Source organism: Erwinia psychrophila, from assembly GCF_039023475.1.
GTDB lineage: Bacteria > Pseudomonadota > Gammaproteobacteria > Enterobacterales > Enterobacteriaceae > Erwinia.
The window spans coordinates 88,936-100,060 of record NZ_JBCHVB010000011.1 but is presented as its reverse complement, the minus strand read 5'-3'; the positions used below and the strand labels follow the sequence as shown (position 1 = coordinate 100,060).

At 54.7% G+C, this 11,125-nt stretch carries 10 protein-coding genes and 2 tRNA genes; 9 read left to right on the top strand and 3 right to left on the bottom strand.

The genetic code is table 11. The features are described from left to right. The first annotated feature begins 96 nt into the window (after positions 1-96). Both AAH446_RS19300 and AAH446_RS19295 read left to right on the top strand, forming a co-directional pair. Positions 97-173: transfer RNA gene (locus tag AAH446_RS19300), tRNA-Asp, on the top strand. A gap of 7 nt (positions 174-180) precedes the next feature. Further along, positions 181-256: transfer RNA gene (locus AAH446_RS19295), tRNA-Trp, on the top strand. Between the two features lie 129 nt (positions 257-385). Here AAH446_RS19295 and hdfR read toward each other — a convergent pair. Further along, on the bottom strand, positions 386-1,210 hold the full coding sequence (gene hdfR, locus AAH446_RS19290) for an HTH-type transcriptional regulator HdfR (protein ID WP_342908296.1): 825 nt from the start codon (positions 1,208-1,210) through the stop codon (positions 386-388). A 121-nt stretch (positions 1,211-1,331) separates the two neighbouring features. Between hdfR and AAH446_RS19285 the strand changes: the two genes are divergently transcribed. Continuing rightward, positions 1,332-1,670, top strand: coding sequence for a MaoP family protein (locus AAH446_RS19285; protein ID WP_342908295.1), 339 nt, complete (start codon positions 1,332-1,334; stop codon positions 1,668-1,670). Between the two features lie 25 nt (positions 1,671-1,695). Here the strand turns inward: AAH446_RS19285 and AAH446_RS19280 are convergent, their stop codons facing one another. Then, the gene (locus AAH446_RS19280; RefSeq protein ID WP_342908294.1) at positions 1,696-3,216 is read right to left on the bottom strand and encodes a YifB family Mg chelatase-like AAA ATPase; all 1,521 of its coding nucleotides are present in this window, start codon (positions 3,214-3,216) and stop codon (positions 1,696-1,698) included. 343 nt (positions 3,217-3,559) lie between these two features. Here AAH446_RS19280 and ilvL point away from each other — a divergent pair, with 343 nt between their 5' ends. From ilvL to ilvA, 6 genes are all read left to right on the top strand, one after another. Continuing rightward, positions 3,560-3,658, top strand: coding sequence for an ilv operon leader peptide (ilvL, locus tag AAH446_RS19275; protein ID WP_158784305.1), 99 nt, complete (start codon positions 3,560-3,562; stop codon positions 3,656-3,658). A gap of 140 nt (positions 3,659-3,798) precedes the next feature. Continuing rightward, the gene (gene ilvG, locus AAH446_RS19270) at positions 3,799-5,445 is read left to right on the top strand and encodes an acetolactate synthase 2 catalytic subunit (protein WP_342908293.1); all 1,647 of its coding nucleotides are present in this window, start codon (positions 3,799-3,801) and stop codon (positions 5,443-5,445) included. After that, positions 5,442-5,699, top strand: a complete 258-nt coding sequence (ilvM, locus tag AAH446_RS19265) for an acetolactate synthase 2 small subunit (RefSeq protein ID WP_342908292.1) — start codon at positions 5,442-5,444, stop codon at positions 5,697-5,699. Before ilvG ends, ilvM begins: the two co-directional genes overlap by 4 nt. Before the next feature lie 18 nt (positions 5,700-5,717). Then, a complete protein-coding gene (locus tag AAH446_RS19260; protein WP_342908291.1) occupies positions 5,718-6,644 on the top strand; it encodes a branched-chain amino acid transaminase in 927 nt (308 codons plus the stop codon). A 59-nt stretch (positions 6,645-6,703) separates the two neighbouring features. Beyond that, positions 6,704-8,554, top strand: a complete 1,851-nt coding sequence (gene ilvD / locus AAH446_RS19255) for a dihydroxy-acid dehydratase (RefSeq protein WP_342908290.1) — start codon at positions 6,704-6,706, stop codon at positions 8,552-8,554. Positions 8,555-8,556: 2 nt separating this feature from the next. Then, complete coding sequence (ilvA, locus tag AAH446_RS19250) at positions 8,557-10,104, top strand: threonine ammonia-lyase, biosynthetic (protein WP_342908298.1); 1,548 nt, start codon at positions 8,557-8,559, stop codon at positions 10,102-10,104. Here the strand turns inward: ilvA and ilvY are convergent, their stop codons facing one another. After that, positions 10,105-10,986, bottom strand: coding sequence for an HTH-type transcriptional activator IlvY (ilvY, locus tag AAH446_RS19245; protein WP_342908289.1), 882 nt, complete (start codon positions 10,984-10,986; stop codon positions 10,105-10,107). It lies immediately after the preceding gene. Positions 10,987-11,125 lie beyond the last annotated feature (139 nt).

Below are 11,125 nucleotides of genomic sequence, written 5' to 3'. Positions count from 1 at the left end.
TTTAGACCAGTTATCTGGTCATGACCTTCCAGTGACGTGGAAAGGGCGAAATACCTGATATCAGAAGCAACATTCTGAGTTCAGTACAGAATCGGTGGAGCGGTAGTTCAGTTGGTTAGAATACCTGCCTGTCACGCAGGGGGTCGCGGGTTCGAGCCCCGTCCGTTCCGCCACCCTTTTAGGGGCGTAGTTCAATTGGTAGAGCACCGGTCTCCAAAACCGGGTGTTGGGAGTTCGAGTCTCTCCGCCCCTGCCATTTAAGAATAATCCTTTGCTCAGGCAAAGGATTTTTTTTGCCTTCAGAAAAACTATTCTCCCCCGCTTTTTATTCAGAACATCTCAAATAAACCAGGCCAGTTTCCCGGCCATCTCTGTGACAGAACAATTACGGCGTATTTACCGGGAACTTAAGTAACTGACGGATATAAGCTTGCTGATCGCTGTTTTGCAGCCAGACAGCATACATAGGCCTGACGACAACAGGCGTATCCGGAATAACGGTCAAATCGGGGTATTCGCTGTGCCAGCCGTCTGGTAAAAATGCGCAGGCACCGGTTGTGTGCAACAACTGCCGCGTCAGATGCGCCGATGTAGTGGTCAAGACGGGCACATCATCCGCCCCCGCCAGATAGCTTTCATGCTGATGAAAGTCTGCCCCCCATTCCAGCTTAATGTAATCATACTTTTCACGCCTGTCCGACTTTCGTGACCTGCACAGCGTCAGTGATACATGACCGATTTGCTGGCTGGTGAGTTCATCCATTTTTGGCGCTTCAGTGGTAATCAATAAATCCAGCTGGCGCTCATGCAGCTGCTTTACCAGCAGATGGCGCTGCGCAACCCTTGCTTCAAGATGCAGGCTTTCACGGTTCTCATAAAGCGTCTGTAGCCAGGGCGTGAGATAGGCCTCCCAGAGTGAGGCACTCGCCCCGATAGAGAGCTCATGGTGCTGCTGCGTATGCGATACTTCCTTTTTCGCCATCATCCAGGTGCTCATCAGGCTTTCGGCATAAGGAAGCAGCCGCTCTCCGGCTGAGGTAAGCCGGATATTGTTACGGTGGCGGGTAAACAGGTTAACGCCCAGCTGGGTTTCAAGCTGCCTGATACGAAAGCTGACGGCTGACTGCGTGAGATAGAGCGCTTCAGCGGCACGTCCAAAGTGGCGGGTTCTGCTCACTTCAAGAAAGGTTTTAAGTAATTCCGTATCCACATCCATCTCCAAAAAAACATTTGTCGTTATGATTTAAATGTTTTGTTTTACACTCTGTCAAGCGTATCTAATACTCCGCGCCATAAATAGCACGGCCATCAAAGAGTCAGGAGCGTGTAAAATGGCGGAAAGCTTCGCAACAACGAATCGTTTTTTTGATAATAAACATTATCCTCGCGGGTTTTCCCGTCACGGTGATTTCACCATCAAAGAAGCCCAACTGCTTGAGCGTTATGGTTACGCTTTTAACGAGTTGGATCTGGCAAAGCGTGAGCCTGTGACGGAAGAAGAGCGCCTGTTCATTGAGGTATGTCGCGGTATTCGCGAACCACAAACTGAAGCTGAACGGGTCTGGTCAAAGTATATGACGCGTATCAAACGTCCCAAGCGTTTTCATACCTTATCCGGCGGTAAGCCGCAGATGGAAGGTGTGGAAGACTATTCGGATAGCGACGATTAAGAGAAAGGGCCGTAAGGCCCTTTTTTTATTCAAGGCTTTTATGCAGATGGATGAGTAAGCGATCGATGCCTCTGTAGCTCAGAGCTTCATTGAGATGTGTCCGCATCACCTGTTTATCCCCCGCCAAATCAGCTATCGTCCGTGCCACTTTCAGAATGCGCTGCCAGGCACGTACGGAAAGGCCTAACTGATTCAGAACCTCTTCCAGCCACGTCGCATCCTCCTCCGTGATTGCGCAAACACGCCGCATATCCTGAGGCTCCAGCTGCGCGTTAATTTTTCCGGATCGTTTTAGCTGGCGTTCACGGGCGGCATGAACTCTCTGACGCACGCTCTCACTCCCTTCGCCAGCGGGCTCTTTGCCGCTCAGCGTGCCTGACGGCAGGAGCGGGACTTCCAGCGAAAGGTCGAAGCGGTCCAGGAAAGGGCCTGAGAGCTTGCTGAGATAGCGCAACGTCTGCTGCGGCGTACACCGGTTATGCGGGCCGCTATAGTGACCGGTAGGGCTGGGATTCATTGCCGCGATCAGCTGAAAGCGGGCAGGGAAGGTAACTTTGGCGCGAGCGCGTGAAATAGTGATCTCTCCTGATTCAAGCGGCTCTCTCAGCGCATCCAGCGTTTTACGCTCAAATTCAGGCAGCTCATCAAGAAATAATACGCCATTATGAGCGAGTGAAATCTCACCCGGCTTCGGCAGCGTGCCGCCGCCAACCAACGCGTAGCGTGATGAAGTGTGATGAGGCGTCCGGAACGGCCTCTGACGCCACTGTTGCGCCATCTCGCTGGTGCTGAGCAGGCTGGCGATTGCAGCGCTCTCCAGCGCCTCACGTTCGCTTAAAGGAGGGAGCAGCCCGCTCAGCCGCGTAGCCAGCATCGTTTTACCCGTGCCGGGCGGACCGATAAGCAGCAGATTATGTCCACCTGCGGCGGTAATTTCTAACGCTCTTTTGGCCTGCTTCTGCCCAATAATATCTTTTAAATCCTGTTGTTTCTGGATCATGGGCGCTAGCTCATACCGCGCAATCGCTAACTGGGATTGTCCATGCAGAAAAGCACATACCTCCAGCAAATGTTTGCCGACAAGACAGCTACCCTCTTTAATCAGTCCGGCCTCCTGAATATTGTCTCGAGGCAGAACCGGTTGACGATGTGCCGCAATTGCAGCCATTGCGGCCGGGATAACGCCCTCTACGCCACGTAATGCGCCTGTCAGTGCTAACTCTCCCAGGAATTCATACTGATCCAGTTTAGCTGAGGGTATTTGCTCAGAGGCGGCCAGAATGGCGACAGCGATGGGGAGGTCATAGCGTCCTCCCTCTTTAGGCAGGTCGGCGGGTGCCAGATTGACCGTCATGCGCTTCGCCGGGAAAGTAAAACCACAATTAATGATTGCGCTTCGCACCCGCTCCCTGGCTTCTTTTACCGTTGTTTCGGGTAAACCTACCAGTGAGAGGGCAGGCAGGCCGTTGCTGAGATGGACCTCAACCGAAACGAGGGGGGCTTTAATCCCAATAGCAGCGCGTGTACAGACGACGGATAAAGACATAAACACTCCTTGTTTTCGTCCAGTTTGTACACAAGGCGATTAGCAGGCCAGAAGCAACGTTATGTTTTCAGCACAAGCTCGCAAGCGATTCGGGTTATGTGACAAGTTTGCAAAAATAATTTTGTGCACCCTCAGAAAAATCGCGCCCGGAGATAAATAAGTCGTTGCACCATGTTCGTTATGAATATTTTTCAGTATTGGCTTTATCCGTTGATTACTGAGGTTTTTCCTGGAGGAAACTTGCCAGGCCATAAAATAAAGTGATGAAAAAAGTTGAAGTTTGTGCGCTAACTGTGATAACTCTGTAGGCATTACTTCGAACAAGCGAAATTACTGAATCCAAATGAAAGCCCTTCTACGAGTCCTAAGCCTGGTCGTCATTAGCGTCGTCGTGATTATTATCACGCCGTGCGGGGCTACGCTCGGAGGAAGAAAGGCTTAAAAATCAAGCCTGATTTCGAAAGAACCCCCGCACCGAAAGGTCCGGGGGTTTTTTTTTGGCAGGCCATCAATGACGGTGAGGCAGAAGATGAGCAGTAGAATAAAATGCTGTTGCTTCCGACAAGAGGCGGGGAAATAACTATGAATGGTGCTCAGTGGGTGGTTCAAGCGTTGCGTGCGCAGGGTGTCGGAACAGTTTTCGGCTATCCCGGTGGTGCGATTATGCCGGTCTATGATGCGCTCTATGATGGCGGCGTGGATCACCTACTGTGCCGTCATGAGCAGGGTGCAGCCATGGCAGCGATCGGCTATGCCCGCTCTACTGGAAAAGTTGGCGTCTGTATCGCCACTTCGGGGCCCGGTGCGACCAATCTCATTACCGGCCTTGCGGACGCGATGATGGATTCAGTTCCTGTTGTGGCGATCACCGGTCAGGTTTCCTCCGCGTTCATCGGCACCGATGCTTTTCAGGAGATTGATGTCCTCGGCCTGTCGCTGGCCTGTACAAAACATAGCTTTATGGTGACATCGCTTGATGAATTGCCCGAGATTATGGCTGAAGCCTTTGCCATTGCGACCTCTGGCCGCCCCGGACCCGTTCTGATTGATATTCCAAAAGACATCCAGTTAGCCAGCGGCGATCTGACCACGCATTTACTGCCTGTTGTTGACGAAGAAGAGCATCCTGCTCAGGCATTACAGGAAGCACGAGCCATGTTGGCGTCGGCGAAAAAGCCAGTATTGTATGTGGGCGGCGGCGTGGGTATGGCGGGTGCCGTGGACGCGCTACGGGCATTTGCCAGAGAGACCGGCATTCCTGTGGTTGCCACGCTGAAAGGACTGGGGACGCCGGATGCTGAAGATTCCTGTTATCTGGGCATGTTAGGTATGCACGGGACAAAGGCCGCCAACTTTGCCGTTCAGCAGTGTGATTTGCTGATTGCCGTTGGCGCACGCTTCGATGACCGCGTAACCGGCAAGCTGAATACCTTTGCTCCTCATGCCAGCGTAATTCATATGGATATCGATCCCGCTGAGCTGAATAAACTGCGTGCCGCACATGTTGCACTGCGTGGCAATCTCAACAAAATGTTGCCTGATCTCTACCATCCAGTGGAAATAGAAGCATGGCGTGAACACGTTCAGGCGCTGAAAGCCGGACACGGCTGGCGCTACGATCATCCAGGAGAGGCCATCTTTGCGCCTCTGTTCCTGAAGCAGCTTTCGCTGCGTAAACCTGACAGCGCGGTGGTGACTACCGATGTGGGCCAGCATCAGATGTGGGCCGCTCAGCATATGTCATTTACCCGCCCGGAGAATTTCATCACTTCCAGCGGCCTGGGAACCATGGGTTTCGGTCTGCCGGCTGCGGTAGGTGCACAGGTTGCCCGCCCCGAAGATACGGTTATCTGCGTATCTGGCGATGGCTCCTTCATGATGAACGTGCAGGAGCTGGGCACGATCAAACGGAAAAAACTGCCGGTGAAAATCGTGCTAATGGACAACCAGCGTTTAGGTATGGTTCGCCAGTGGCAGCAGCTGTTTTTTTCCGAGCGCTATAGCGAAACCAATTTGTCTGACAACCCTGACTTTCTCACGCTTGCCAGCGCCTTCGATATTCCGGGGCAGCGTATCACCCGTAAAGACCAGGTCGACGCCGCATTAGACGCTTTGCTGCAGAGTGAAGGGCCGTACATGCTCCACGTCGCCATTGACGAACATGAGAACGTCTGGCCACTGGTGCCGCCCGGTGCCAGCAACGAAAATATGATGGAGAAAACCTCATGATGCAGCATCAATTGTCTATCGAAGCCCGCTTCCGACCGGAAATACTGGAGCGCATTCTGCGCGTCGTGCGCCACCGGGGTTTCCAGATTTCCGCGATGAATATGGCGTCGGTGACTAACTCTGACAATATTAATATTGAAATGACCATTGCCAGCCCGCGCTCTGTCGATTTACTGTCAACGCAGTTAAGCAAGCTAATGGATGTTGCATGCGTCCAGGTTCAACAACAGACAACACAACAAATCCGCGCCTGAGCGCGAAAGGAAACAAGAATGACGAAGAAAGCTGACTTTATCTGGTTCAATGGCGAGATGGTTAAGTGGGAAGATGCAAAAGTTAGCGTCATGTCCCACGCTCTGCATTACGGTACGTCCGTCTTTGAAGGCGTCCGCTGCTACGACTCGCACAAGGGCCCGGTAGTCTTCCGCCATCGTGAACATATGCAGCGTCTGCACGACTCTGCCAAAATTTACCGTTTTCCAGTTACTCAGAGCGTTGATGAACTGATGGAAGCCTGCCGGGAAGTGCTTCGCGTCAATAAACTGAAAAGCGCTTATATTCGTCCGCTGGTGTTCGTTGGTGACGTCGGTCTGGGTGTTAACCCGCCGGAAGGCTTCAGCACTGATGTGATTATCGCCGCCTTCCCATGGGGCGCTTACCTGGGCCCGGAAGCGCTGGAGCAGGGGATTGATGCTATGGTTTCCTCCTGGAACCGTGTGGCCCCTAACACCATCCCAACAGCCGCAAAAGCTGGCGGTAACTATCTTTCTTCTCTGCTGGTAGGCAGCGAAGCGCGTCGCCACGGCTATCAGGAAGGTATCGCGCTCGATACTCAGGGCTATGTCTCTGAAGGTGCCGGTGAGAACCTGTTCGAAGTGAAAGAGGGCATTCTGTTTACGCCGCCGTTCACTTCTTCTGCGCTGCCGGGCATTACGCGTGACGCGATCATCAAGTTAGCAAAAGATCTTGGGATTGAAGTTCGCGAGCAGGTGCTGTCACGTGAATCTCTCTACCTGGCTGACGAAATCTTTATGTCCGGTACCGCGGCTGAAATCACGCCGGTACGCAGCGTTGACGGTATCCAGGTGGGTGAAGGCAAGCGCGGTCCGGTGACGGCCCGCATTCAGGCAGCCTTCTTCGGCCTGTTCACGGGCGAAACGGAAGACAAATGGGGCTGGCTGGATTCGGTTAACCCGTAATAATTACATGAGCGGGCGTCAAAAGACGTCCGCGCACTACCTGATTCTGGAGTATAAGCATGCCTAAGTTACGTTCCGCCACCACCACTCATGGCCGCAATATGGCCGGTGCCCGTGCCCTGTGGCGCGCAACCGGAATGACCGATGGCGATTTCGGTAAGCCTATCATTGCGGTAGTTAACTCATTTACCCAGTTCGTGCCGGGGCACGTTCACCTGCGCGATATGGGGAAACTGGTTGCTGAGCAGATTGAAGCTTCCGGCGGCGTGGCCAAAGAGTTCAATACCATCGCGGTGGATGATGGGATCGCGATGGGACATGGCGGCATGCTTTACTCCCTGCCGTCGCGTGAGCTAATTGCAGACTCCGTCGAGTACATGGTGAATGCGCACTGTGCTGACGCCATGGTCTGTATCTCTAACTGCGACAAAATCACGCCGGGAATGCTGATGGCGTCACTGCGTCTGAATATTCCGGTGATCTTCGTTTCCGGCGGCCCGATGGAAGCCGGTAAAACCAAGCTCTCCGACAAAATCATTAAGCTGGATCTCGTCGATGCAATGATCCAGGGCGCGAACCCGAACGTCAGCGACGCCGATAGCGAACAGATTGAACGCTCAGCCTGTCCAACCTGCGGTTCCTGCTCCGGTATGTTTACCGCTAACTCAATGAACTGCCTGACCGAAGCGCTGGGCCTGTCTCAGCCGGGCAACGGCTCGCTGCTGGCGACGCACGCGGACCGTAAAGCGCTGTTCCTGAATGCCGGTAAGCGCATTGTGGAGCTGGCCAATCGCTACTATCAGCAGGATGACGAAAGCGCGCTGCCGCGTCATATCGCCAGTAAAGCGGCGTTTGAAAACGCCATGACGCTGGATATCGCAATGGGCGGCTCCACGAATACCGTTCTGCACCTGCTGGCCGCTGCGCTGGAAGGCGACATCGATTTCAATATGTCTGACATCGATCGCCTGTCACGTAAAGTGCCGCACCTGTGTAAAGTGGCGCCAAGTACGCCGAAATATCACATGGAAGATGTTCACCGCGCTGGCGGCGTATTCGGTATCCTTGGCGAGCTGAGCCGGGCTGGTCTGATGAATCAGGACGTCCGTAACGTACTGGGCCTGACGCTTCAGGAGACGCTGGATCAGTACGACATCATGCTGACCAAAGACGAAGAAGTGAAAAAAATGTTCCGCGCGGGACCGGCGGGTATCCGTACCACTCAGGCGTTCTCGCAGGACTGCCGCTGGGATACGCTGGATGACGATCGTCAGGAAGGCTGTATCCGTACGCGCGAATTCGCCTTCAGTCAGGACGGCGGTCTGGCGGTGCTTTACGGTAATCTCGCAGAGGATGGCTGTATCGTCAAAACGGCTGGCGTGGAAAAAGAGAGTCATATCTTCCGCGGTCCGGCAAAAGTTTACGAAAGTCAGGATGACGCCGTGGCGGCGATTCTGGGCGGTAAAGTCGTGGCGGGCGATGTTGTGGTGATCCGCTACGAAGGCCCGAAAGGCGGTCCGGGAATGCAGGAAATGCTCTATCCGACCACCTACCTGAAATCAATGGGGCTCGGAAAAAGCTGCGCATTAATCACCGATGGGCGCTTCTCTGGCGGTACCTCTGGCCTCTCAATCGGCCATGCTTCACCCGAAGCTGCCAGCGGCGGCACCATTGCGCTGGTGAAAGATGGCGACATGATTGATATCGATATTCCTAACCGCGGCATCAAGGTGGATGTGCCGGCCAATGAGCTGCACGCCCGTCGTGAAGAGGAAGAAGCGCGCGGTGAGGCGGCCTACACGCCGCACAGTCGTGAGCGTGAAGTCTCCTTTGCCCTGCGTGCTTATGCCTTACTGGCGACCAGCGCAGATAAAGGCGCCGTTCGCGACAAGAGCAAGCTGGGAGGCTAACAATTATGGCTGAGTCTCAACCGCTATCTGACGAACCGTGCGGCGCTGAGTATCTTCGCGCGGTGCTGCGTGCGCCAGTGTATGAAGTGGCGCAGGTCACGCCGTTGCAGAAGATGGAGAAGATCTCTTCCCGTCTGGGCAACACTATTCTGGTCAAGCGTGAAGATCGACAGCCGGTACACAGCTTCAAGCTGCGCGGTGCCTACGCAATGATCGCCACTCTTAACGAGGAGCAGAAGGCCCGGGGAGTGATTACCGCCTCTGCGGGAAATCACGCGCAGGGCGTGGCGCTGTCGGCAACGCGACTGGGCATTAAATCGCTGATCGTGATGCCGGTGACTACCGCCGATATCAAGGTGGATGCGGTGCGGGCGTTTGGCGGTGAGGCTTATCTGTTTGGCGCCAATTTTGACGAAGCGAAGGCGAAGGCGATCGAACTGGCGGGGCAGCAGGGCTACACCTTTGTACCACCGTTCGATCATCCGATGGTGATAGCCGGCCAGGGAACGCTGGCGATGGAGCTTTTACAGCAGGATGCGCATATTGACCGGGTATTTGTGCCGGTAGGCGGTGGCGGCCTTGCGGCTGGCGTGGCGGTGCTGATTAAGCAACTGATGCCGCAAATTAAGGTGATCGCCGTGGAGGCGGATGACTCTGCCTGTCTGAAGGCGGCGCTGGAAGCGGGCCATCCTGTCGATCTGCCCCGCGTCGGCGGCTTTGCTGAAGGCGTGGCGGTAAAACGCATCGGCAACGAAACCTTCCGTTTGTGTAAGGAATATCTCGATGACATCATCACCGTAGACAGCGATGCTATCTGCGCCGCGATGAAAGATCTGTTTGAGGATGTCCGGGCGGTGGCTGAGCCATCAGGCGCGCTGGCGCTGGCCGGGATGAAGAAGTATATCCAGCAGCATCAGGTTAAGGGAGAACGTCTGGCGCACGTGCTGTCCGGCGCGAACGTAAACTTTCACGGTCTACGTTATGTCTCGGAACGCTGTGAGCTGGGCGAGCAGCGCGAAGCCCTGCTCGCCGTGACGATCCCGGAGCAGAAGGGCAGCTTCCTGACGTTTTGCCAGCTGCTGGGGGGCCGTTCCGTCACCGAGTTCAATTACCGCTATGCGAATGCCGATAACGCCTGCATTTTTGTGGGCGTCCGGCTGACGCGTGGGCGGGAAGAGCGCAGCGAAATTCTTCAGCAGCTGGGCGAAGGCGGCTATAAGGTCGTCGATCTCTCTGATGATGAAATGGCCAAGCTGCACGTGCGCTATATGGTCGGCGGTCGTCCTTCAAAACCGCTGCGCGAACGTCTGTTCAGCTTTGAGTTTCCGGAATCACCTGGCGCGCTGCTGCGCTTCCTGCAAACCCTCGGCACGCACTGGAACATTTCCCTGTTCCATTATCGCAGCCACGGGACCGACTATGGTCGGGTGCTGGCCGGGTTTGAGCTGAGCGACAGCGAACCCCAGTTCGAAGCGCACCTTACCGAGCTGGGCTATGATTTTCACGATGAAAGCAGTAACCCGGCCTTCAGTTTCTTTCTGGCCGGCTAGCTACATTAATGTCCAGAACGCATCAATAAGCGGCTCACTGAGCCGCTTTTTTTGTACGCAAACGCCCAGTTCGAACGGCGCGACCATCTCCACATTATCCAGTTCAAGAATACGATTCCTCACCGATTCCGGGCTGTTCTCCAGCACAACGTCAGGCAGCAGCGCAATGCCGCATCCCAGCGCTACCATGGAGACAATCGCTTCGTGACCGGCGACCGTCGCGTAAATCAACGGATTAGGAATACGGCGGCGGCGGAACCACAAATCGATGCGCTGCCTGGCGGGGCCCTGGTCGGGCAGAATAAACGGGATCTCAGCCCAGTCCGGCTCTGCTTCTGTCGCCTGCGTGCGCACCGGACAGGGTAGCGCTGGGGCAATCAACACTAGCGGGATCAGCCCAATTGGCGTAAAACCGATACTGGCCGGCAGCGTTTCCGGGCGTCCGGCAATCGCAATATCCGCCTCTGTGCTTTGCACTTTTTCCACGGCGTCTGCGGCATCGCCGGTTGTCAGCTTAATTTCCACAAGAGGATGCTCAGCGCGAAAGCGATCCAGAATCGGCGGTAAATGACTGTAAGCCGCAGTGACTGAGCAGAAAAGGCGAAGCTCCCCGCTTAGCGACGGGCCATTCTGCCCGATGGAATGGAGCAGATGCTGATATTGCAAAAGCGTGTGCTGGGCAAACTGACGCAGCTGCTCGCCAGCGTCAGTCAGGGTAACCGTGCGGTTGTCCCGCAGGAACAGCGCCTGGCCAAGGTCCTCTTCAAGCCGCTGTATCTGACGTGACAACGTGGAAGGGCTGACGTGCATCGCCCTTGCGCTGCGGCCAAAGTGGCGGCTTTCCGCCAGATGAAGGAACAGTTTCAGGTCACGGAGATCCATGCGATGGCGGCCTCATTTTTACGTTGCAGTTCTTGCAATGTCACGTTGTTAATATATCAATTTAAGCAATGCATTTCCTGTCATATGATAAGGATTATTGAGGGCAAGCAGAGCGCTGCTTTCTCATCTTATTAAAAGA

Excerpts from the sequence above, each read along its gene's own strand:
- AAH446_RS19260 (WP_342908291.1), top strand. The coding sequence starts at position 5,718 with ATGACGAAGAAAGCTGACTTTATCTGGTTCAATGGCGAGATGGTTAAG.
- ilvD (WP_342908290.1), top strand. The coding sequence starts at position 6,704 with ATGCCTAAGTTACGTTCCGCCACCACCACTCATGGCCGCAATATGGCC.
- AAH446_RS19285 (WP_342908295.1), top strand. The coding sequence starts at position 1,332 with ATGGCGGAAAGCTTCGCAACAACGAATCGTTTTTTTGATAATAAACAT.
- ilvY (WP_342908289.1), bottom strand. The coding sequence starts at position 10,986 with ATGGATCTCCGTGACCTGAAACTGTTCCTTCATCTGGCGGAAAGCCGC.
- ilvG (WP_342908293.1), top strand. The coding sequence starts at position 3,799 with ATGAATGGTGCTCAGTGGGTGGTTCAAGCGTTGCGTGCGCAGGGTGTC.
- ilvL (WP_158784305.1), top strand. The coding sequence starts at position 3,560 with ATGAAAGCCCTTCTACGAGTCCTAAGCCTGGTCGTCATTAGCGTCGTC.
- AAH446_RS19280 (WP_342908294.1), bottom strand. The coding sequence starts at position 3,216 with ATGTCTTTATCCGTCGTCTGTACACGCGCTGCTATTGGGATTAAAGCC.
- ilvM (WP_342908292.1), top strand. The coding sequence starts at position 5,442 with ATGATGCAGCATCAATTGTCTATCGAAGCCCGCTTCCGACCGGAAATA.